Origin of the sequence: Nonomuraea rubra, from assembly GCF_014207985.1 — a bacterium.
Taxonomy (GTDB): domain Bacteria; phylum Actinomycetota; class Actinomycetes; order Streptosporangiales; family Streptosporangiaceae; genus Nonomuraea; species Nonomuraea rubra.
Genome location: NZ_JACHMI010000001.1, coordinates 8,201,561 through 8,222,898, shown reverse-complemented (window position 1 = coordinate 8,222,898; position 21,338 = coordinate 8,201,561). Strand labels below are relative to the sequence as shown.

Below are 21,338 nucleotides of genomic sequence, written 5' to 3'. Positions count from 1 at the left end.
TCCGTGACGATCGGAAAGATCGCCCGGAAGGATCACCGGAAGGACCGCCCATGCCGCGTCCCTGGCGTGCCGCCCTCGCCGCTCTGACCGTCGCCATGACCGTGCTCGTCCCGGCCGGGGAAGCGAGTGCGGCGCAGTCGTTCCGCAACCCGGTGAACCCCTCCGCCGACCCCAGCCTGCTCCACCACAACGGCAGCTACTACGTGGCCACCACGCGCGGCGACCGGATCGGCATCTGGCGCTCGCCCAGCCTCGCCACCCTGCTGGCGGCCCCCGAGCAGGTGGTCTGGCGCGACAGCGACAACAGCCGCAACAAGCAGATGTGGGCGCCCGCCTTCCGCCACGTCGGCTCGCGCTGGTACCTCTACTACACGGCGTCCGACGGCGTGGACGCCAACCACCGCATGTACGTCCTGGAGTCGGCGGGCGACGACCCGATGGGCCCGTACTCGTTCAAGGCCAGGATCGCCGACTTCGGCGAGTACGCCATCGACGGCGAGCCGATCACCCACAACGGGCAGCAGTACTTCGTCTGGAGCGGCCCGGGCCGCGGCCTGGGCGGCCCCGCCCAGCTCTACATCGCCAGGATGAGCAACCCGTGGACCGTCACCGGCGGCCGCGTCGCCATCCCGGCGGACGGCGGGTGCACCGAGGTGCGCGAGGGCCCCACCCCGCTCTACCGCAACGGCAGGACGTTCCTGACCTACTCCACCTGCGACACCGGCAAGCCGGACTACCAGCTCTGGATGAAGAGCATCGCGAACGGCGCCGACCCGATGGTGGCGGCGAACTGGAGGCAGCACCCGGGCCCGGTGTTCTCCCGCAACGACGCGACGGGCGTGTGGGGCCCCGGGCACCACTCGTTCTTCCGCTCGCCCGACGGCGCCGAGGACTGGATCGCCTACCACGGCAAGAACACCAGCACCTACACCTACGACTTCCGCACCACCCGGGTGCAGAAGTTCACCTGGAACGCCGACGGCACGCCGAACTTCGGCCGTCCCCTGGCCGCCGGCGCCACCCAGCAGCTCCCGTCCGGCGACCCGGGCGCCGCCACCTCGGTGATCAACGACTTCGACGCGCAGGTCACGTACGCGGGCACGTGGCAGTCCGGCTCCGGCTGCGGCAACCAGTGCTTCTGGAGCAACGACCACTGGAGCGGCCAGGCCGGCGCGACGGCGACGGTCACCTTCACCGGCAGCCGCGTGGCCCTGCTCAGCGTGCGCGACCGGGGCAACGGCATCGCCGCCATCTCCATCGACGGCGGCCCCGAGCAGCGCGTCGACTACTACAGCGCCATCCGGGTGGGCGAGCAGCTCAACTACCTGAGCCCCGTCCTGCCGCGCGGGCAGCACACGCTGCGCGTACGGGTGACGGGCGAGCGCAACCCCGCGTCGGGCAGCACGGTGATCAGCATGGACCGGATCGAGGTGTTCTAGAAGGGCGAGTCGAGCGGTACCTGCCGCACCCCCGGCAGGTACGGATCCAGCTCGCCCAGCTCGAACCGCGACATGCCCACCACGTGCCAGAACTGCCCGCCGGGCTCGCCGTGCACCTTGTACCGCCCGTCGGGCGCCAGCGCCGCCCACCCCTCGGGCAGCCCGAGCAGGGTCGCCCGCCGCTCGCCGCCCGCCCAGAGGATCACCAGGCCGTCGTCGCCGGCACTGGCCAGGAGGTCCTCGGCGGGGCTGAAGGCCACCGACCAGATCCTGCGGGCGTGCCCGCCCAGCGTGTGCAGCAGGCGGCCGGTGGCGGTCTCCCACACGCGTACCAGCGTGTCGTCGCCGCCGGTCGCCAGGCGCTCGCCCGAGGCGTCGAACGCCAGGCTCCACAGCCGCCCCTCGTGCCCGTCGAGCGTGTGCACGAGGCGGCCGGACGGCCGCTCCCACACCAGGGCCCTGCCGTCGTTGCCGGCACTGGCCAGGAAGCGGCCGTCGGGAGAGAACGCGACGGAGTAGACCCGGTCGCTGTGCCCTTCCAGCTTGGCCGTCCGGAGGCCGGTGCCCGCCTCCCACACGCGGACCGCGTGGTCGTCGCAGCCGGTGGCCACGTACGCGCCGTCGGGGCTGAACGCGATCGAGCGCACCCGGCCCCGGTGGCCCAGCAGCTCGCCCGCCAGCCGCCCCGTCGGCCGGTACCAGATCCGCACGCTGTCGTCGTCGTTGGCGGTGGCCAGCAGGCTCCCGTCGGGGCTGAACGCCTCGGCCCACACGTGGTCGGTCTCGGCGTTCAGCTCGCGCTCGTAGTCGCCGGTGGCGGCGTTCCAGAAGTGCACGCCGCCGTCGTTGCTGGAGGTGGCCAGCACCGGCCCGGCGGGGGAGAACGAGGCCGAGATCAGCCGGTCGGCCGTGCCGGTGAACTCGCGCAGCCGCCGCCCGGTGCGCGGCTCCCACAGCCGTACGACGCCGTCGTTGCCGCTGGTCGCCAGCATCGTGCCGTCGGCGCTGAAGCGGACGGAGGAGATGCGCCGCCCGTGGCCGCGCAGCACCCGCTGGCACTGGCCGGTCTCCGGGTCCCACAGGCGCACGGTGCCGTCGTTGCTGCTGGTGGCGAGCTGCCCGCCGTCGGGGCTGAACGCGAACGGCCAGACCGAGCTGCGGTGCCCCGTCAGCTCCACCCGCTGGCCCGCGCCGAGCCGCTGCACCCGCACCACGCCGTTGGCGTCGCCGCTGGCCAGGGTCTGCCCGTCGGGGCCGAACGCAACCTGGTAGACGGCCGCGGCGTGCGTGGTGTGCACGCCGCGGGCCTCGCCCGAGGTCTCCCACACGCGTACGCCGCCCGCCGTGTCTCCGGAGGCCAGCAGCGAGCCGTCGGGCGAGAACGCCACGCAGTAGACGCTGCCCAGGTGCCCGGCCAGCTCGTGGACGAGCCGCCAGGTGCGGGTGTCCCACAGCCTGACCGTGCCGGCCTCGTCGCCGGTGGCCAGCAGGCGCCCGCCGGGGCCGTGCACGGCGCGGTAGACGCTGCCGCGGTGCTCGCCGAGCGTCTCCTTCACCTGCCCGGTGCCGAGGTCCCAGACGCGCACCACGCCCGCGGAGTCGCCGGTCACCAGCGCGGCGCCGCCGAACGACGCGGTGTAGACGGGCGCCCGGTGCCCGGCCAGCTCGTGCGCGAGCCGCCCGGTGGCCGTCTCCCACACGCGGACGACGCCGTCGCCGCCGCCCGCCGCCACCAGGTCGCCTGACGGGCTCAGCCGCAGCGGCCAGACGCCACCGGGGTGGCCTTCCAGCCTGCGCAGCAGCTCGCCGCTGAGCGCGTCCCACAGCAGCACGTAACCGTCGGCGGCGCCCGTGGCCAGCAGGTCGCCGGCGAACCGCACCGCGTACACGCGGCCCCGGTGGCCCTGGAGCGTGCGCACCGGAGCGCCGCCGGCGCACAGCAGCACGCCGCCGTCCTCGTTGCCGACCGCGATCGTGGCCCCGTCGGGGCTGTAGTCGATCGGCTCGGGCAGGCGGCTGGTCTGGAAGTGGTAGCCGTACGGGACGCCGATGGCGGCCGGCGCGAACTGCACCTCGACCGGCTGCCCCGGCACCACGGCGGCGCCGGGCAGGCGCGGCAGCGTGCCGGTCACGTCGATCAGCGAGGCCCGGTGCCAGCGGGCGCCCTCGACGTCGGCGTCGCTCAGGTCCACCTGCGCCAGCCGTGCTCCCGACAGGTCGGCGCCGCGCAGGTCTGCCCCGGTGAGCTGGGCGCCGTCGAGCCGCGCGCCGATCAGCCTGGCGTCGCGCAGCGTGGCCCTGGACAGGTTCGTGCCGGCCAGCGTGGCCTCCGACAGGTCGGCGCCGGTGAGGTCGACCTCGCGCAGGTCCCTCGCCGACAGGTCCTCGCCCTTCAGGCTGGCGCCGCGCAGGTCGGCGTGGGCGGGGGTGCGCAGCCTGGCGGCGATCTTGACCGCGTTCGCCCTGGCCACGTCGTCGGCGGGCGGGTCGTTGACCCACGCCCGCAAGGCCCGCACGTCGCCCAGGTCGCACAGGAACTCCACGGTCAGCGCCGACAGCGGCCGGCGCGCCAGCAGCACCGGGTGGTCCAGCGTCGTGGCGATGCGCCGGGCGACCAGCCACTCCATGACCGAGGCGTGGATGAACCCGAACATGCCCTCGTCGGTACGCACCAGCAGGCTGCCCGAGCCCATGCGGAAGGCGGCGTGCGCGGCGGTGAGCCGGCCGTCGGCCAGGCCGGTCAGCGTCTCGCCGATCTCGGTCAGCTCGTCCAGGGCCAGCAGCGCCTCGCCGGACTCCCACAGCCGCACCGCCAGCGCCGTCACCACCTGCCACAGCTCCTCGAGGCTCAGGCCCGCGGGGGAGCCGGGGACCCTGGCCCGCCGCTCCTCGAAGGCCAGCCACGAGGTGAGGATCTCCTCGTACAGCAGGGCGGGGCTGATGGTGTGGCGGGCCTCGGCGACCGTACGCAGGCGGTCGGCGTCGAGGTCGGCGATGAAGCTGAGCATGCGCGGGTTCTGGGCCAGCGCCAGCAGGTCCTGGATCTCCCCCATCAGCGACATGCGGGCGCCGGCCTCCTCGCCGCCGCCGAACCGGTTGGCCAGGTAGGAGCGGATCTGGTCGGGCGTGAAGTCCTCGACGCCGAGGACCCGCCGCTGCGGCAGCACCCCGACCATCTCGCCGAGCGAGGTGAGCACCTGGCTGTGCGACTTGAAGTGCTGGGTACGGCTGGCCACCACGATCTTCGCCTTGTCGTCGGCCGCCGCCAGCAGCGTGGCCAGGTGGTCGGCCGCCCGGTCGTAGGTCAGCCGGGTCACCAGCTCGTCGAACCCGTCGAACAGCAGCACGATCCGCCCCTGCCGCAGCAGGTAGCGGAACGCCTTCAGGTCGATGACCTCCTCGCCGTGGCCCGCCAGGTGCGCCGCCACCAGCGCGTCCACGGAGTGCGCCTTGTCCAGGGCGCGCAGCTCGATGAGGATCGGCGTCAGGTGCGGCAGCTCGGCCGGGATGCGCCGGGCCAGCTCGCGCAGCGCGAACGTCTTGCCGTGGCCGAAGTCGCCCAGCAGCAGCAGGAACCGGCCGTGGTCGGCGGCCAGCAGCCGCATCAGCTCGTCGGTCAGGCCGTGCCTGATCTGGCTGCCGGGGCGGTCGAGCTCGCGGTAGCGCTGCGGGACGTACAGGGCGGGCGGGTAACGCCGGTCGGAGGTCAGCCTGGCGGTCTGCTCGGCGACGTAGCCGCTCAGGTCGAGCAGCCCCTGGAACTCGGTGAAGCTGCGCAGCCGCACGCCCATCCGCATCAGGTCCTCGCGCAGCGAGCGCGGCGCCGGCGGCCCCTGGTAGACCAGCTCGGCGGCCAGCCCGCCGGCGTGCGCCTGCCGCACGAACCCGGCCACCGCCTCCTCGTCCAGCGCGCCCACGTGCGCGCCGATCATGGTCTGGCGGACGAAGCCGTCCTCGGCCTGGGTGACCACCAGATGCGTGTCGAACCTGCGGATCTTGGCGCGCTCGTGCCTGGCCTCGCAGACCTCGGTGACCCGGTCGAGCAGCAGCTCCACGGGGCTCGGCACGCGCTCCTCCGGCTTGGCGGCGGGCGGCTGCTCGGGCGGGCTCTCGCCGGTGAACGTCGCCTGCGCGGCCCGCCAGCGTACGCGCACCGGCTCGGGACGCTCCTGGTCGGGCACCCACGTGCGCAGCCCGTCGGGGCCGATCTCCACGAGGTGGTGCCGCCCCGAGCGCGGCGCGCCGATGCGCCCCTCGGCCGCCTGCCCGGTGCCGCCGTGGAAGAGCAGGTTGAGCCGGTGCCCCAGCAGCCGCTCGAACGCCGGCGCGTCCGTCAGCTCCTCCGGCGGGTGCCCCATCGCGCCCAGGCGCAGCCACCCGCGCTCCTCGTACGGCCGCAGCCGCTCGGCGAACCAGGCCGCCTGCGCCTCCCCGAGCATCGCGTACGCGTCGCGCTCCAGATGGCTCATCGCCATCGTCGAGTTCAGCCCTGCCACGACCACCTTCAGATCGGGTACCTCGAACAGCGTCCACGGCTGCCCGCCGTCGAACACCCGGTCGTCCAGCCCCTGGTACAGCTCGCCGAACAGGGTGGCGAAGTGGCGCCACTTGGGCCAGTACGGCGGCTGCGGGCTCACGTCGTCGGCCTCGCAGGTCATGAAGTACGCGCTGGCGGCGGCCTTGGTGACGTCGCGCGGCCCCGGCAGCAGCACCAGCCGGTGCGGCTCCAGGCCGAGCAGCAGCCGCAGGTCGGTCACGAACCGGGTCGCCTGGGCGTACTGCCCCAGGCTGCCCGACTCGGTCAGGTCGCCGCTGACGACCATGAGGTCGGGGCGGGGCATGCCGCGGTCGTACAGGGCGGTCAGGTCGGCCCAGATGCGGGCCTGCATGTCCTCGGGCGTGAACGGCTCGCCGGGGTCGGGCAGCGCGCGCCCGAAGCGGGGACCGCCGATGTGCAGCACGCCGATCGAGTCGCGGCCCCGGCTCTCGCCGGCCACCGGGGGGAACGTGGGCGGCGTGACCGGGGCGCGCCTGGCCCTGGCCCGCTCGGCGGGCGGCGGCAGGCTGGGCAGGGTCGCGGGCGGCGACGGTGGCACGACGGAGCCGTCGGGGAAGGCGGGCGCGGCCTCGGGCTTGGCCCGGCCCGCCAGCGCCTCCCCGACCCGGCCGAGCAGCAGCGCCCTGGCCTGGCCGGGATCGGTGACGCCCAGCAGGTCGACCCAGGTGATGGTGGACAGCAGCCCCTCCAGGGGCACGTCCTCCAGCCTGATCGTGACGAGCTTGTTGGAGGGGTTGTCGGGGTCGGCCCGCAGCGCCGCCTGCCACTCCAAGCGGCCGTAGCGCGAGCCCAGGTAGTTGCGGGAGAGCACGGCCACGACGAGTTTCGCCTCGCTGACGCCGCGGTCCATGAAGTCGATGAAGTTGGTGCCGGGCACGAAGTCCCAGGCCTGGATCATGGTGCGGTAGCCCGCCGCCTCCAGCTCCCAGGCGATCCAGGTCGCCCAGGCTGTGTCGGCCGGGGAGTAGCTGACGAAGATGTCGGTCGGCCTGCCGTCACGTGCCATTCGCTCAGTATCCCTTGCCCCGCCGCCGGTGTGCGATCATCTTCGGGTGTGGCGGCGTCTTGGCGTGCTCGACTGGATCAGGGTCGGGCTGCTGGTCCTCGGTCTGGTCTTCGTGGCGGCCGGCCTGCTGCCCTGGGCCGACGCGGTCACCAGCCTGGGTGAGATCGGCCCGTTGCTGGTCTTCCTGGTGGCGATCATCGTGCTGGCCGAGCTCACCAAGGAGGCGCAGGTTTTCGACGCCATCGCGGCCAGGATGGCGGTCCTCGGGCGCGGCAATTACGCCGCCCTGTTCTTTCTTTGTGTCGCTTTTGCGTCATTTGTTACGATATTTCTGAACTTGGACACGACGGCAGTGCTGCTCACCCCCGTCATGCTCGCCCTGGCGCCACGGGCCCGCATCGCCGCCCTCCCCCTGGCCATGACCACGATCTGGCTGGCCAACACCGCCAGCCTGCTGCTGCCGGTCTCCAACCTCACGAACCTGCTCGGCATGCGGAAGATCGGCCTGGACGCCACCGAGTTCGCCGCCCGCATGTGGGCGCCGCAGGCCGCCGCGATCGCGGTGACGATGGTGTTCCTGTGGGTGTTCTACTGGCGGCGCGGTGAGCGGCGCGACCTGCGCTACACCCCGCCGGTGCTGGAGCCGGTGGCCGACCGCGTGCTGTTCGGCGCCGCGTCGGCGGCGTGCCTGCTGTTCATCGTCCTGCTGCTGCTGGAGACGCACGTGGCGATCGCCGCCACGGCGGCCGCCGCGACCGTGCTGGCCGCGTTCGTGCTGCGCGCCCGCGAGCGCCTGACGTGGAGCCTGATCCCCTGGCAGCTCGTCATCTTCGTGACCGGCCTGTTCCTGGTCGTGCCCACGCTCAGCATCCACGGCCTGTCCGCGCTGATGACCTGGATGATCGGTACGGAGGGCGACCCCTACCGCACCGCCGCGGTGGGCGCCGGGCTGTCCAACCTGATCAACAACCTGCCCGCCTACAAGGCCGTCGAGATCGTCATCCCCGCCGCCGACCAGGACCGCCTGCTGGCCCTGCTGGCCGGCACCAACGTCGGCCCCGTGATCACCCCGTGGGCCTCGCTGGCCACGCTGCTGTGGTTCGAGTCGTGCCGCCGCCACGACGTCCGGGTCCCGATGCGCCGCTTCCTGCTCACCGGGGCCGGCCTGGCCGTCGCCGGGCTGCTGGCCACGGTGTGGGCGCTGGTGGAGTTCGGCTGACCCGGGCTTGCTCAGGCCGGGTCAGACGGCGGCGGGCTCGTAGGCGCAGGCGACCGCGTCCAGGGCCCAGCGCATCCGGCGCGCGTACGCCTCGGGGTGGTCGCCGGCCTCCTGCGCCACGAACGCCGCGCACCAGGACGGGTCGCCGCCGCACGCGCACAGCCGCTCGTCCACGGCCTCGCGGATCCGGAACGGGGACAGCTCGTCGGACGGCTGGAGGGTGGTGACGAAGAGCACCTGGGCCAGCTCGGTGGTGGTGAACATGTCGGGCTCCTCTCCGCGGTGATGCCGTTCTCGGCACCCTCTAAATAGACGTCGAACGGCGGCGGAACTCATCGACAAACGACACACAACATCCGCGGATTTTTCCTCACTGGAGGAACGACAGCAGCCCCGGCATGGCCCGCGGATGGGCGGCCACGAAGCTGCGCTCGTCGGCGGGAGCGTCCACGCACTCCTCGTACGGGCCCCCGTCCAGCCCACGGATCTCGATGCCCGCCTCCTGCGCCAGCAGCGCCCCCGCCGGCAGGTCCACCACCCCTGCCCGGTAGCCCACGATCCCGTCGATGTCGCCGCGCGCCAGCATCGCCCAGGCCAGCAGCGGAGCCCAGAGTTGCAGCACCCGGCGGGCGTTGAGGTCGAGCGCCGTCTTCAGCCGCCGGACGGTGGCGTCGTCCCTGGCGATGCCGTACCCCTGGGTCCAGGCCAGCAGCGGCCCGTGCGGGCTCGGCGCGTACGGCGGCGCCAGGCGCATGCCCGAGGAGGCGACCGCGCCCTTCCCCCGCAGGGCCGACCACGTCTGGCGGGAGACCGGGTCGTGTACCACGCCCAGCAGCGGCAGCCCGTCCCTGCACAGCGCCACGCCCACCACGTACGCCGGCAGCCCGATGGCCACGTTGTTGGTGCCGTCGAGCGGGTCGACCAGCCACGTCCACTCGCCGCCCGCCGCGCCGACCAGCCCCGACTCCTCGGCGATCACCGTGTGCGACGGGTACGCCGTCAGGATCCGCTCCAGCAGCAGCTTCTCCGAGGCCAGGTCCAGGTCGGTGACCACGTCGCCGGCCTCCCCCTTGGCCCGGGTGCCGAGCGCGCCCCGCGTGCCCTCCCGGAGCAGGGCGCCCGCGGCCTCGGCGGCTTCGACGGCGACCGTACGAGCGTGATCCAGGTCCATCGGTGCCCTCTCAGGTCAGGTGCGCGGTGATGGTGCGGATGGCCAGGGCCCGCTCCCCGGCGTCCAGCGGCTGCCTGGAGACGTGGTGGGAGCGGCCGGCCAGTGGGCCGAGCGACAGGTCGTGGCTGCCGGGCCGGCCGCGGCCGAGCGCGATCGTGGCCGCCTCGCCGCCCTCGGGCACCACGCTGCTGTGGAAGCGGTCGGCGGCCAGCGTGTAGGTGTCGCCGGGGCCGAAGACCTCCACCAGGCCCGTGGTGTGCCGCACGGTGCGGGAGGTGGGCGAGATCCGGTCGCCATCGGCACCGCTGACCACCTCGTACACGCGGTGCGTGGCATGGTCGCAGGCGTCGTCGACCACGGCGTGCACGTTGCGCACCTGGCCGTAGAGCACGTGGCTGACCAGGTCCCAGCTGTGGCAGTGGATCTGCGAGGTGGTGCTCTCGGCGTGCGCGAGCGAGTCGGTCCACAGATGCAGGCATACCCCCTCGCCGCCCTCGCGCTCCAGCGGCAGGCAGACGAACCCGAGCGGGTGGCGTACGGCCGTCAGGTCCGGCCGCGACAGCTCCGCCAGCGCCCACGCCCTGGCCTCCCCCGCGAGCAGCACCTCGTGCACGCCGCGCAGGCTCATGAGTACGGGTCCACGGCGCGCAGGGCCTTGCGGGCGATGTCGACGACGTCGCGGCCGTTGTACGACTTGGGCAGGGGCACCCCGATCCGCTCGAACAGCTCCTGCACCTCCTCGATGGTGGGCTCGTCGCCGAGCGGCACCTTCTTGTACATCTCCAGCGGCACCCGGCGCGCCTGCTCCAGGCTCAGCCGCAGCTCGGTGTCGCAGTTCTCGTAGTAGAACGTGTCGGCCAGCGCGGTCATCGCCATGTTCGGGTCCTCGACCGTCATGATCAGCCGGGTCGAGGACAGGTCCCAGCGGAACGTGGTCATCGTCGAGGACAGGCCCACCTCGATGTCGAGCAGCCCGTAGCGCTGGCGGTGCCAGAAGGCGGCCAGGATGGTCGCGTACGACTCCTTCCTGGCCCGGTCGGTCGTCCACGTCTCGCCGGTGCCGTCGGGGGCGTCGGACAGCGAGCGGCGGTAGTGGGCGTAGGTCTCGCACACCTCCACGTCGCCCGGGTCGATGATCTCGACGCTGACCCTGAGGTGCCGCTTGTCCCTGCGCGCGGCGGCGACGCACTCGGGCAGGGTGACCGCCCGCAGGTAGGTGCCCGTACCGCCCTTGAAGCTCCACCGGGTGGTGTCCTTGCGGGCCTCGGCATGGGAGTGCGCGATCTCCTGCCTGCTGCCCAGCACCCTGACGAGCTGCAGGGAGTCGAGTGCCCTGCGGGTGCTGTGGGCCAGGGTCTCGATCTCCTCCAGGCGGGCCAGGCGTACGGGCAGCTCGGCCAGGGCCCCCGAGGTGATCGTCTTCTCGACGGGGGCCTGCCGGGCGCGGTCGCGCAGCAGCGCGGTGGCCACCAGCGCGAGGATCACCAGGGTCGCGGCGGTCACGAGCTGGCCCTGGATCTCGTCGCCCTGCGGGCCGAAGATCTCGTCGGGCATGATGCCGAGCACGCCCACCACGATCGCCAGGCCCAGGGCGATGGCGCCGTCCGCGTTGCGTGCCGCCCATGGGGCGGACCTCTTCAACGCCGCCATGAACCGTGCCATCGCTCGCCCCGCCGTCCGACGATCAATCAGTCCCGAGGTCATGGTAACGACGGCGCCATGCGACTGCCAGCACACGATCTGCTAGCGGAAGATGCCGCGCAATATTGCTTCGCGTACGGATCGGCGGCGATCCTAGGATCGGATGGCATGATCATGGATCCCGCCGTCATGGGTTACTACGAGCGCGGGGGCGAGCTGACGCGCCTGCGGCAGGGCCGGGGCCGCCTGGAGTACTGGCGCACCCGCGACGTGCTGCGCCGCTTACTGCCGCCGGCGCCCGCGGGGGTGCTCGACGTGGGCGGCGGCACGGGCGTGCACGCCGAGTGGCTGGCCGCCGAGGGTTACGACGTCGAGCTCGTCGATCCGGTGCCGCTGCACGTCGAGGAGGCCGCGAAGCTACCGGGGGTGCGCGCCCGCCTGGGTGACGCCAGGGCGCTGCCGGTGCCCGGCGGGCAGGCCGACGCGGTGCTGCTGCTCGGCCCGCTCTACCACCTGCCCGAGCGCGCCGACCGCCTGCGGGCGCTGTCGGAGGCCCGCCGCGCCGCCCGTCCCGGCGGGCTGGTCGCCGCCGCCGTCATCACCCGGTACGCGGCCCTGCACGACAGCGTCTACCACGGCTACCTCCTCCAGGAGGGGCGGCCGGCCATCGAGTACGAGGCCCTGGAGACGGGCCTGCTCATCTCCTCCAAGGAGGGCGGCTTCCGCGGGTACGCCCACGGCCTCGACGAGATCCTCACGGAGTTCACCGAGGCGGGGCTGCCCGAGCCGCGCCGGTACGGCCTGGAGGGCGCCTTCTGGCTGTACGGCGACGTGAACGACTGGCTGGACGACGACGGGCGGCGCGAGCTGCTGCTCGACGCCGCCCGCCGCCTGGAGTGCGAGCCGTCGCTGCTGGGCGTCAGCGGCCACCTGCTGGCCGTCGCGTCCGTTTGAGGTCGATCACCTCGTCGCCGCGCCCCGGATAGACCATGACGAGCAGGTGCTGCGGGGTCCACGCCTCCCAGTCCGGCTCGCGGTAGTGCACCCGCACGCGGTAGTGTCCCCTGCCCGCGACCGCCAGGTTGGGCAGCTCCGGCGAGTCGAACGGGTCCCGTAGCGTGAAGTCCCCCGTGGGGCTGAGGTAGCCGACCTCGATCACCTTGTCCCAGCCCTTGACCTCCACGGGCGGGCGGCGCCGGTAGGTCTCGGTGGTGACGCACTGCTCGTAGTCGGCGGCGAGATCGATCCGCAGGACTCCGGTCGCGCTGCCCACCAGGTCATGGTGCATGACCGGGTCGTCCTCGCTGTCCTCGTGGTCCTCGTACGCCTCCAGCCCGATCTCGCTGAACTCGAGGATCCTGGCGACCCGGACCGGCTTGATCAGCGGCTTGTGACGGAACCGGTCGCACTCGGCCTGGCTCTCGGCCTCCTCGCGGGCGTACTCGGCCTCCTCGGCGTCGATCTCGCGCTGCCAGTCGGCCGCGGCCGGCGGGCAGATGGGGGCCAGGAACGCGGCGTGCACCGTCGTGCCCGGGTAGCGGGCGCACTGCTCGCGGCCGAAGGCGAGCAGCCGGTGATCGGGGAGTGTGGGGTATTGCGCGCCCTGGCGGGCGCCGCACAGGAAGGCGTTCTCGCCCGTCGGCACGGTCTTGGCGTAGGGGTAGGCAGGCTCGCACACCAAGGGCCTGATGGGGCCCGACGCCAGGTCGGCCGCCGGGGCGAGCCCCAGCAGGGCCACGCCCAGCACGACGGCCGCTCCGCGCCGGAAGCGGCGTCCCGAGACCAGCCTGCGCAGCCGGTGGCGGGGCAGGCGCACGGCCGTGAACGCGCACAGCGCGGCGAGCACGGGCGCCAGGGCCGGGCCGAGGAAGAACCACAGCCCCGCGAGCCCGCCCCACGCCCCGGTGCAGGCCCGGTCGATGGCCAGATCCACGGCGAAGGCCAGCGGGCCCGTGCCGTACACGACCAGCACCACGGTGGCCATGACCCGCGCGAGCACCCGGCCGAGCCCGGGCCGCCCCCTGCGCGTGCCCAGCCAGCAGGCGGCGAAGCCGAGGACCAGCAGGGGCGCGCCGGCGTAGCCGAGGAGCGGCACCGCGAAGGCGACGGACCACACCCGGCTCAGCTCGAACAGGTAGAACTCGCGGCCGGGACAGAACCCGCCGTAACCGAAGAACGCGAACCCGCCCGCCGGCCCCGCCGCGACGTACGCCGCACCCGCCACGCTCAGCGCGAGCGCGGCGGCCCACCATAATCGTGATCTCCAGGACACGATCGGCACCCTAGCGGGCCGGACCGACAGGTGATGGCGGGCGGCGGGCCGCCCGCCCTCCTCCGGATCAGAACCAGCCGCGGTGGCGGGCCATCTGCTCCAGGCCGCGCTGCAGGGCCGCGTCGGCGTCCTGCGGCGACTGGTCGTAGCGGACCGTGAACCGGTTGTACGCGTCGTGGCTGGAGGTCAGGAAGCCACCCCGCTTGTCGGCCTCCAGGATGACGTCCATCTGCCGCGGCCCGGCGATGAACGTCAGCTCCAGCTCGTTGAAGTAGCGCCGCCACTGGCCGCCCGCGTAGTACTCGATCTCCTGGAAGAACGGCATGGTCGAGCCGTACAGCGTGCCCCGCTCCAGGTCGGCCTTCTTGAACTGGAAGCCCAGCCGGTCGAGCGCCCCGATCACGTGCTCCTGGGCGGGCAGCGGGCTGACGAACAACGGGTCGAGGTCGCCCTTGTCGAGCGCCCCCGCCAGCGCCAGCTCCGTCTGGACGCCCAGCTTCATGCCGTGCAGCGGGTGCCCGGCGATCGCGCTGATCGGCGTCTCCCACGGGATCGGGATCTCGAACGGCTGCTGGTGCTGCGCGCCGGCCGCGAGCTGGAAGGTCCCGGCCACCTGCTGGCGCAGGAAGCTGTAGGACGTCTTGTACTCGTTGTCGCCCTGCTCGACCTCGACCACGGCGGTCAGGTCGATGTAGATGCCCTCGACCTTGTAGTCGGAGTTGCCGCCACGGAAGTGGACGACGCCGCGCAGCGGCTCGCCCGGGCGCACTCCCGTGTTGGTCAACACCGTGTCAACCTCGACGCCCGCGCCGAACGCGGCCATCAACTTGCGGAACACCATGGGGTTCTCCTAAGCGGAAGGTGTGGGGCCGTTCACTTGCCCTGTGCCCGAGATGCGGGGGAGCAGCTGGGCCAGGAGGAGGGTGGAGAGCGCGGAGTCCGCCTGCCCCTGCTGGGTCCGTACGACCAGCGGCTGGGGTGCGTTCTCCGCCAGTTTGGCGCCCACGTCGAGGCGCCTGCGGGCCAGCTCGTACTGCAGCACGGCCCGGTTGTCCCGGTACGATTCGGCCAGCCGGCGCAGCGCCTTGGCCTCGTTCTCGGCGGAGGTCAGGTCGGCCCTGCCCCGCGCCTCGATCTCCCACGTCACCCGCTGCGCCTCGGTCTCCTGCTCCTCCAGCATGCGCGCCACGTTCTTGCGCGCGTTGTTGTGGGCGGCCTTGACCTCGACGACGCGGGCGTCACGGGTCTTCTTGGAGCGTTCGATCTCCATCAGCAGCGTGTCGATGCGGCGCTTGCGGGTCAGCTCCCACTCCCGCTCGTAGGCGGACAGCTCCTTGGCCACCTTCTCGCGGGTGGCCAGGTGCTGCTGGTACTGGTCGGGGAGCTGCACGTCGGGGATGTTGGCGCCGGTGATGCGCACGCCGTAGCGGCCGAGCTGCCGGTTGAGCGCGTCCTGCATGTCGCCGACGTCGGAGCCGCGCAGGTCGTACGCGCGCTCGGTGTTGACCCTGCGGCTGCGCTGCCTGATCGCGTCCTGGACGGCGCTGGACAGCACCAGGTCGAAGTTGCCCGCGCCGATCGTGCGGACGAACGCGACGGGGTCCACGATCCTGAACTTCAGGAAGAACTCGATCGACTTCAGCGGCACGTTCTCGGCGGTCGGGCAGGCCACGATCGGCGCCGAGTACGGGATCTCGGTGGAGGTGTCGACGACCGCGTCCACCCGGTCCCACGGCAGCCACAGGTAGTGGCGGCCCGGCGGCAGCGTGCCGGTGATGGCGCCCCAGCGGCTGCGCACGCCGGTGGTGCCCTCCTCGATCTCGATGATGGCCTTGCGCCACATCGTCAGCAGCGCCAGCAGCAGGAACAGCAGCGCGGCGAACGCGCCGACGAGCGTGAAGTCGGTCAGCGCGGCCAGGCCGGCGAAGTAGATCGCCAGGAACACCAGCGTCATCCAGGCGAAGCCGCGCCGGTCCTTGGGGATGACGACGGGCACGAGCTGGCCCTGCTCGCCGCCGCGCAGGAGCTGGCGGATCTCTCCCCAGGAGGCCAGCGACTCCTTGATCTTCGAGAACTCGCGGCTCATCTCAGATCTCCTTCCCGGGCAGGAGACGCTCGACGGTGCGTTCCAGGTCGTGGTCGGGCTCGGGTGTGGCGGGCGGCTCGGCCACGTCGGCGGCGGCCTTCTTGAGCAGTGCGGCGATCTCGTCCTCGCGCTCGCGCACGCGGGTGGCGATCTCGTCGAGCCTGCCGCGGATGGCGGCCATGTCCTCGGCGGAGAACAGCGCCGCGTCCCTGCCGCCCACGAGCTGCTGGGCCAGGGCCAGGAAGTCGATGTCGGTCTGCTCGCCCACCTGCACCACCTGCGGCAGCCTGGTGGCCACGGACTCCAGCTTGGCCAGCAGGTCCTGCTGGAAGCGGTAGTCGAGGATCTCGGGCGCCTCGGCGGCGGACAGGGCCCTGATGTCCAGCGCCTGCGCCTCCAGGAGCGCGGCGTTGGCGTTGGCCGTGGACTCCGCCTCGACCAGGCGCTGCCTGGCCTGGGCGGTGGCCTGGTGGGTGGCGCGTTCGAGCGCGGTGTCCATGCGGGCCTGGTAGCCGGCGATCTCGGCCTGGATGGCGCTCAGCGTCTCCTGCAGCCCCGCCAGCTCCTTGACCAGGTCGCCCTCGTTCTGCTCCTTGCGGAGCTGCAGCTCGTACTCGTAGGTGTAGGCCTCCTTGGCGACCCTGACCATCTCGGGGGCGGCCAGGTCCATGCGGTATTCCTGGCTGGACGGCTCGGCGTGGGTGATGTTCACGTCGGTGAGCCGAACGGCGGGCAGGAACTGCTGGTTGAGGCTCTCCAGCATGCCGAGCGTGCTCTCGCCGACGAGGTCGTAGATCTCCTCGGCCCGCTGGGCGTAGATCAGCGAGCGGGTGACCTCGCTGATGGCGTTCTGCAGCTTGGACTGGAAGCCGCTGACCGAGCCGAGCACGAAGATGAACTCCGCCGGGTTCTCGATCCTGAACTGCAGGAACAGGTCCACGCTGGCCTTGACGCCCTGCTGGGTGGGGGCCTCGCTGATCGGCGCGTTGAACGGGTACTCGCGGGTGGTGTTGACGATGTAGCTGACCCGCTTCCACGGGTTGAACAGCGTCACCCGGCCCGGGTCCGCGATGTGCACCAGCTTGCCGAACTGGGTGATGAGCGCCTTGCAGCCCTCGGGCACCATCACCACGCTGCGCCGCCACCACAGGAACACGGCGGCCAGCACCAGCACGACCCAGTAGTGGGGGCCGAAGACCACGTCGGCGCTCGGCACGATGTTGCCGAGCGCGCCGAGGAGGCCGAGCGCCACGAGGATGCCCAGCGGCACGACCACCTTGGCGGTGCTGCCCTTGGGGATCACCACGGGCGAGATGACGTGCATGCCGTTCTCGGCGAAGCTGCGGTTGACGATCTCGCCGGCTTCGTTGAGCGAGGCGGACCTGGCCTCGATGAGGGTGCCGACGGAGGCGCCGCCGTCCCGGGCGGCGGCGAAGTCGTGCGGGTTCAGCCTGAAGCCCGGGGCCTGGCCGGCCAGTTGCCCCGCCTGGTCGACGACCTGCCCGACGGCCTGCCCCATGGCCTGCCTCACGTCACCCCCTTGGGCCACCGCTCGGGCTACGCCCTGTCCAGCCTGGATCAGTGCCTCTCTGGGTCGTGACATCGAACCTTCCTTTTCCGCTACAGGCGATTCCGACCGTATCGGGTGTGACTTACTGTTCGCTTGCAATGCGGTGTCATATGTGTATTGCGGTCTGTAGTAGGTGTGCTATAGATGTAGTAGTCCTACTACTTGGAGGGTTGATGGGAGCGGTGAAAGAACTCGCAGGGGGCCTCGACCTCGGCAAGAACGCCGCCGCTCTGGAGGTCGAGGGGCTGCGGATGGCGTACGGCGAGAAGGAGGTCCTGCGGGAGGTCGCCTTCACCGTCAGCCCGGGCGAGGTGATCGCCCTGCTCGGGCCCAACGGCGCGGGCAAGACCACCACCATCGAGATCCTGGAGGGCTTCAGGAAGCCGTCCGCGGGGCACGTACGGGTACTGGGGGTCGAGCCCGCCCGCGGCGACGAGCGCTGGCGCGCCAGGCTGGGCGTCGTGCTCCAGTCGTGGCGCGACCACGGCCGCTGGCGGGTGCACCAGCTCCTGCACCACCTGAGCCGCTACTACGAGCCGTACGCCAGGCCGGACCGGCCACCGTTCGGCACCGCCGAGCTGATCGAGGCGGTCGGGCTCACCGAGCAGGCCGGGCAGCGGATCAGGCAGCTTTCGGGCGGGCAGCGGCGCCGGCTCGACGTCGCCATCGGCATCGTCGGCCGGCCCGAGGTGCTCTTCCTCGACGAGCCGACCGCCGGCTTCGACCCGCAGGCCAGGCGCGACTTCCACGATCTCGTGCACCGCCTGTCGGACCTGGACGACACCACGATCCTGCTCACCACGCACGACCTCGACGAGGCGGAGAAGCTCGCCGACCGCATCCTCATCCTGTCCGGCGGCCGGATCGTCGCCGACGGCAGCCCCGACAGCCTCACCCGCGAGTACTCCCGTGACGCCCAGGTGCGCTGGAGCCGCGACGGCGAGCACTTCGTGCACGCCACCCGCGACGCCACCGGCTTCGTCCGCGAGCTGTTCGAGCAGCACGGCACCGAGATCGGCGACCTGGAGGTGCGCCGGGCCACGCTGGAGGAGACCTACATGGCCATCGTCAGGAGGGAGGAGGCGTGAACCCCACGCTGCACGCCGCCCGGCTCGGGGTGTCCCGCGGGTGGATCGAGTTCAAGCAGCAGCTCGCCAGCGCGCAGGACATGGGCTTCACCGTGGTGAGCACCGCGGCCTTCGTCGTCGTGCTGTACTTCCAGCGCGACGCGACGCTGCCCGGCACCGGCCTGTCGCTGGCGGCGGCCACGCTGCCCGGCCTGGTGGGCCTGATGATCCCGCTCAACGGGCTCATGGGGGCGGTGGGCTCGCTGTCGGTCGAGCGCGAGGACGGCACCCTGCTGCGGGCCAAGGCCGTGCCGCAGGGCATGGTGGGCTATCTCGTCGGCAGGATCGTCATGCTGTCCATCACCACGATCGGCTCCGTGGTGGTGATGCTGGCCGCCGGGCTGTTCTTCGTGCCCGGGCTGCTCGGCATCGGGGCGGGCGGCTGGCTCACGCTGGCCTGGATCGCCCTGCTGGGGCTGCTGTCCTCGCTCCCGCTCGGCGCGATCATCGGCTCCCTGGCCAAGAGCCCCCAGTCCGCGGCCGGGCTGGCCATGCTGGCCGTCGGCGCGCTCACCTCCATCTCCGGCGTCTTCTACCCGATCACGGCGCTGGCCGGCTGGCTCCAGGCCGTCGCCCACGCCTTCCCGCTCTACTGGCTCGGCCTGGGCATGCGCTCGGCCCTGATGCCGGACGCGGCCGCCGCCGCGGAGATCGGCGGCTCCTGGCGGCCCGTGGAGACCACGCTCGTGCTGCTCGCCTGGGCCGTGGCCGGGCTGCTGCTGGCGCCCCCGATCCTGCGCAGGATGGCCAGGCGCGAGTCCGGCTCGGCGATGGAAGAGCGCCGTCACCGGGCGATGCAGCGCGTGACCTGAGAAACTACGGCCTGATGAGTGAGACCGTCTACAACCGCATCGCGCTGCTGCGCGCAGAGCGGAACGTGACCCGCAGGCAGCTCTCCGACGCGCTGGGGGTGCACTACCAGACCATCGGCTATCTCGAACGCGGCGAATACAGCCCCAGCCTCTACCTGGCGCTGCGCATCGCCGAGTATTTCGAGGTGCCCGTCGAGGTGGTCTTCTCCACCACGCCCTTCCCCCGGATAGGCGAGCGCACGGCCTGACCGTTTCTGTCGGTCGGGCCGCCTACAGTGGGCAGCATGCGACCGGTCACTGATTTGCAGCGGAAGGTGGCGCCCTTCGAGGTCGTCACCGAGATGACTCCATCGGGCGACCAGCCGACGGCCATCGCCGAGCTGGAGCGCCGCGTCAAGGCCGGGGAGAAGGACAGCGTCCTGCTGGGCGCCACGGGCACCGGCAAGACGGCCACGATCGCCTGGCTGATCGAGCGCCTGCAGCGGCCCGCCCTGGTCATGCAGCCCAACAAGACGCTCGCCGCGCAGTTCGCCAACGAGCTGCGCGAGATGCTGCCCAACAACGCGGTCGAGTACTTCGTCTCGTACTACGACTACTACCAGCCCGAGGCGTACGTCCCGCAGAGCGACACCTACATCGAGAAGGACTCCTCGATCAACGACGAGGTCGAGCGGCTGCGCCACTCGGCCACCAACTCGCTGCTCACCCGCCGCGACACGATCGTGGTCGCCTCGGTGTCGTGCATCTACGGCCTGGGCACGCCGCAGGAGTACGTCGACCGCATGACCCGGCTGCGCGTCGGCATGGAGACCGACCGCGACCAGCTCCTGCGCCGCCTCGTCGACATGCAGTACACCCGCAACGACCTGGCCTTCACCAGGGGCACGTTCCGGGTGCGCGGCGACACGATCGAGATCATCCCGAAGTACGAGGAGCTCGCCGTCCGCATCGAGATGTTCGGCGACGAGATCGAGAAGCTGTCCACCATGCACCCGCTCACCGGCGAGGTCATCACCGAGGACGAGGAGCTCTACATCTTCCCCGCCTCCCACTACGTCGCCGGCGAGCAGCGCATGGCCGCCGCCGTGGCCGGCATCGAGGCGGAGCTGGCCGATCGGCTGGCGGAGCTGGAGCGGCAGGGCAAGCTGCTGGAGGCGCAGCGGCTGCGCATGCGCACGACGTACGACATCGAGATGATGCGCCAGGTCGGCACCTGCTCCGGCATCGAGAACTACTCGCGCCACATGGACGCCCGCGAGGCCGGCAGCGCGCCCAACACGCTGCTCGACTACTTCCCCGAGGACTTCGTGCTGGTCCTCGACGAGTCGCACCAGACCGTGCCGCAGATCGGCGCCATGTACGAGGGCGACGCCTCCCGCAAGCGCACGCTGGTGGAGCACGGCTTCCGGCTGCCGTCGGCGCTCGACAACCGGCCGCTGAAGTGGGAGGAGTTCCTGGAGCGCATCGGCCAGACGGTCTACCTGTCGGCCACGCCGGGGCCGTACGAGCTGGGGCGGGTCAAGGGCGACGTGGTGGAGCAGGTCATCCGCCCGACCGGCCTGGTCGACCCCGAGATCGTCGTCAAGCCCACCAAGGGCCAGATCGACGACCTGGTGCACGAGATCCGCGAGCGGGCCGAGCGCGACGAGCGCGTCCTGGTCACCACGCTGACCAAGAAGATGTCGGAAGACCTCACCGACTACCTCCTGGAGCTCGGCATCCGGGTCCGCTACCTGCACAGCGAGGTCGACACGCTGCGCCGCATCGAGCTGCTGCGGGAGCTGCGCATCGGCGAGTTCGACGTGCTCGTCGGCATCAACCTGCTGCGCGAGGGCCTCGACCTGCCCGAGGTGTCGCTGGTGTCCATCCTCGACGCCGACAAGGAGGGCTTCCTGCGCTCGGAGACGTCGCTGATCCAGACCATCGGCCGCGCCGCCCGTAACGTCTCGGGCCAGGTGCACATGTACGCCGACAAGATCACCCCGTCGATGGAGCGGGCCATCGACGAGACCAACCGGCGCCGCGCCAAGCAGATCGCCTACAACGAGGCCAACGGCATCGACCCGCAGCCGCTGCGCAAGAAGATCGCCGACATCCTCGACTCGCTGTCCCGCGAGGACGCCGACACCCAGCAGCTCATGGGCGGCGGCCGGCAGCAGTCGCGCGGCAAGGCCCCCGTGCCCGGGTTCGCCGCCCGGCAGGCCGGCCAGCACGCCAAGGCCATCGCCGGCGAGATGCCGCGGGCCCAGATGGAGTCGCTCATCGAGTCGCTGACCGAGCAGATGCACCAGTCGGCGGCCGACCTCCAGTTCGAGGTGGCGGCCCGGCTGCGCGACGAGATCAAGGAGCTCAAGCGCGAGCTGCGCGACATGCGCGAGGCGGGGGTTCAATAGGTCGTATGCCTTCCGACCTGGGCGAATGCTTCACCTTCAGGTGG

The 21,338-nt window shown here is 71.9% G+C and carries 16 protein-coding genes; 7 read left to right on the top strand and 9 right to left on the bottom strand.

Going from position 1 to position 21,338, the window contains the following annotated elements:
* The first annotated feature begins 50 nt into the window (after window positions 1-50).
* The gene (locus tag HD593_RS37330) at window positions 51-1,439 is read left to right on the top strand and encodes a glycoside hydrolase family 43 protein (RefSeq protein WP_185106619.1); all 1,389 of its coding nucleotides are present in this window, start codon (window positions 51-53) and stop codon (window positions 1,437-1,439) included.
* Here the strand turns inward: HD593_RS37330 and HD593_RS37325 are convergent.
* The gene (locus HD593_RS37325) at window positions 1,436-7,003 is read right to left on the bottom strand and encodes a TIR domain-containing protein (protein ID WP_185106618.1); all 5,568 of its coding nucleotides are present in this window, start codon (window positions 7,001-7,003) and stop codon (window positions 1,436-1,438) included. The genes HD593_RS37330 and HD593_RS37325 overlap by 4 nt on opposite strands.
* A gap of 46 nt (window positions 7,004-7,049) precedes the next feature.
* On the opposite strand from HD593_RS37325, the gene HD593_RS37320 reads away from it, so the two are divergent.
* The gene (locus HD593_RS37320) at window positions 7,050-8,222 is read left to right on the top strand and encodes an SLC13 family permease (RefSeq protein WP_312903970.1); all 1,173 of its coding nucleotides are present in this window, start codon (window positions 7,050-7,052) and stop codon (window positions 8,220-8,222) included.
* A gap of 21 nt (window positions 8,223-8,243) precedes the next feature.
* Here HD593_RS37320 and HD593_RS37315 read toward each other — a convergent pair whose 3' ends face one another.
* The 4 genes from HD593_RS37315 to HD593_RS37300 all read right to left on the bottom strand — a co-directional run bounded on the left by HD593_RS37315 (window position 8,244) and on the right by HD593_RS37300 (window position 11,055).
* Window positions 8,244-8,486 carry a hypothetical protein gene (locus HD593_RS37315; RefSeq protein ID WP_185106616.1) on the bottom strand — a complete coding sequence of 81 codons (243 nt, stop codon included), beginning with the start codon at window positions 8,484-8,486 and terminating at the stop codon, window positions 8,244-8,246.
* Between the two features lie 106 nt (window positions 8,487-8,592).
* Window positions 8,593-9,393 carry an inositol monophosphatase family protein gene (locus HD593_RS37310; protein WP_185106615.1) on the bottom strand — a complete coding sequence of 267 codons (801 nt, stop codon included), beginning with the start codon at window positions 9,391-9,393 and terminating at the stop codon, window positions 8,593-8,595.
* A gap of 10 nt (window positions 9,394-9,403) precedes the next feature.
* Window positions 9,404-10,021: a hypothetical protein gene (locus HD593_RS37305; RefSeq protein WP_185106614.1), complete on the bottom strand. Its 618-nt coding sequence runs from the start codon at window positions 10,019-10,021 to the stop codon at window positions 9,404-9,406.
* A complete protein-coding gene (locus HD593_RS37300) occupies window positions 10,018-11,055 on the bottom strand; it encodes a hypothetical protein (RefSeq protein WP_246546914.1) in 1,038 nt (345 codons plus the stop codon). Before HD593_RS37300 ends, HD593_RS37305 begins: the two co-directional genes overlap by 4 nt.
* A 147-nt stretch (window positions 11,056-11,202) precedes the next feature.
* On the opposite strand from HD593_RS37300, the gene HD593_RS37295 reads away from it, so the two are divergent.
* Window positions 11,203-11,988: a class I SAM-dependent methyltransferase gene (locus tag HD593_RS37295; protein WP_185106613.1), complete on the top strand. Its 786-nt coding sequence runs from the start codon at window positions 11,203-11,205 to the stop codon at window positions 11,986-11,988.
* Here the strand turns inward: HD593_RS37295 and HD593_RS37290 are convergent.
* The 4 genes from HD593_RS37290 to HD593_RS37275 all read right to left on the bottom strand — a co-directional run bounded on the left by HD593_RS37290 (window position 11,954) and on the right by HD593_RS37275 (window position 16,995).
* Window positions 11,954-13,306: a hypothetical protein gene (locus tag HD593_RS37290; RefSeq protein ID WP_185106612.1), complete on the bottom strand. Its 1,353-nt coding sequence runs from the start codon at window positions 13,304-13,306 to the stop codon at window positions 11,954-11,956. The genes HD593_RS37295 and HD593_RS37290 overlap by 35 nt on opposite strands.
* Window positions 13,307-13,373: 67 nt before the next feature.
* Window positions 13,374-14,147 (bottom strand): sporulation protein, encoded by a 774-nt coding sequence (locus tag HD593_RS37285; protein WP_185106611.1) that lies wholly within the window; start codon window positions 14,145-14,147, stop codon window positions 13,374-13,376.
* Window positions 14,148-14,156: 9 nt separating this feature from the next.
* Window positions 14,157-15,392: an SPFH domain-containing protein gene (locus HD593_RS37280; RefSeq protein ID WP_185106610.1), complete on the bottom strand. Its 1,236-nt coding sequence runs from the start codon at window positions 15,390-15,392 to the stop codon at window positions 14,157-14,159.
* Between the two features lies 1 nt (window position 15,393).
* Window positions 15,394-16,995: an SPFH domain-containing protein gene (locus tag HD593_RS37275; protein ID WP_185106609.1), complete on the bottom strand. Its 1,602-nt coding sequence runs from the start codon at window positions 16,993-16,995 to the stop codon at window positions 15,394-15,396.
* A 140-nt stretch (window positions 16,996-17,135) separates the two neighbouring features.
* On the opposite strand from HD593_RS37275, the gene HD593_RS37270 reads away from it, so the two are divergent.
* The 4 genes from HD593_RS37270 to uvrB are packed head-to-tail and all read left to right on the top strand — an operon-like array spanning window position 17,136 to window position 21,294.
* Complete coding sequence (locus HD593_RS37270; protein WP_185106608.1) at window positions 17,136-18,050, top strand: ABC transporter ATP-binding protein; 915 nt, start codon at window positions 17,136-17,138, stop codon at window positions 18,048-18,050.
* Window positions 18,047-18,901, top strand: coding sequence for an ABC transporter permease (locus HD593_RS37265; protein ID WP_185106607.1), 855 nt, complete (start codon window positions 18,047-18,049; stop codon window positions 18,899-18,901). Before HD593_RS37270 ends, HD593_RS37265 begins: the two co-directional genes overlap by 4 nt.
* A 14-nt stretch (window positions 18,902-18,915) precedes the next feature.
* On the top strand, window positions 18,916-19,149 hold the full coding sequence (locus HD593_RS37260; RefSeq protein ID WP_185106606.1) for a helix-turn-helix transcriptional regulator: 234 nt from the start codon (window positions 18,916-18,918) through the stop codon (window positions 19,147-19,149).
* 36 nt (window positions 19,150-19,185) lie between these two features.
* The gene (gene uvrB / locus HD593_RS37255; RefSeq protein ID WP_185106605.1) at window positions 19,186-21,294 is read left to right on the top strand and encodes an excinuclease ABC subunit UvrB; all 2,109 of its coding nucleotides are present in this window, start codon (window positions 19,186-19,188) and stop codon (window positions 21,292-21,294) included.
* Window positions 21,295-21,338: the final 44 nt, after the last annotated feature.

Bases quoted from the DNA above. Each gene is read 5' to 3' on its own strand.
- HD593_RS37330 (WP_185106619.1), top strand. From the start codon at position 51: ATGCCGCGTCCCTGGCGTGCCGCCCTCGCCGCTCTGACCGTCGCCATG.
- HD593_RS37325 (WP_185106618.1), bottom strand. From the start codon at position 7,003: ATGGCACGTGACGGCAGGCCGACCGACATCTTCGTCAGCTACTCCCCG.
- HD593_RS37315 (WP_185106616.1), bottom strand. From the start codon at position 8,486: ATGTTCACCACCACCGAGCTGGCCCAGGTGCTCTTCGTCACCACCCTC.
- HD593_RS37310 (WP_185106615.1), bottom strand. From the start codon at position 9,393: ATGGACCTGGATCACGCTCGTACGGTCGCCGTCGAAGCCGCCGAGGCC.
- HD593_RS37305 (WP_185106614.1), bottom strand. From the start codon at position 10,021: ATGAGCCTGCGCGGCGTGCACGAGGTGCTGCTCGCGGGGGAGGCCAGG.
- HD593_RS37300 (WP_246546914.1), bottom strand. From the start codon at position 11,055: ATGGCACGGTTCATGGCGGCGTTGAAGAGGTCCGCCCCATGGGCGGCA.
- HD593_RS37295 (WP_185106613.1), top strand. From the start codon at position 11,203: ATGATCATGGATCCCGCCGTCATGGGTTACTACGAGCGCGGGGGCGAG.
- HD593_RS37285 (WP_185106611.1), bottom strand. From the start codon at position 14,147: ATGGTGTTCCGCAAGTTGATGGCCGCGTTCGGCGCGGGCGTCGAGGTT.
- HD593_RS37280 (WP_185106610.1), bottom strand. From the start codon at position 15,392: ATGAGCCGCGAGTTCTCGAAGATCAAGGAGTCGCTGGCCTCCTGGGGA.
- HD593_RS37275 (WP_185106609.1), bottom strand. From the start codon at position 16,995: ATGTCACGACCCAGAGAGGCACTGATCCAGGCTGGACAGGGCGTAGCC.
- HD593_RS37270 (WP_185106608.1), top strand. From the start codon at position 17,136: ATGGGAGCGGTGAAAGAACTCGCAGGGGGCCTCGACCTCGGCAAGAAC.
- HD593_RS37260 (WP_185106606.1), top strand. From the start codon at position 18,916: ATGAGTGAGACCGTCTACAACCGCATCGCGCTGCTGCGCGCAGAGCGG.
- uvrB (WP_185106605.1), top strand. From the start codon at position 19,186: ATGCGACCGGTCACTGATTTGCAGCGGAAGGTGGCGCCCTTCGAGGTC.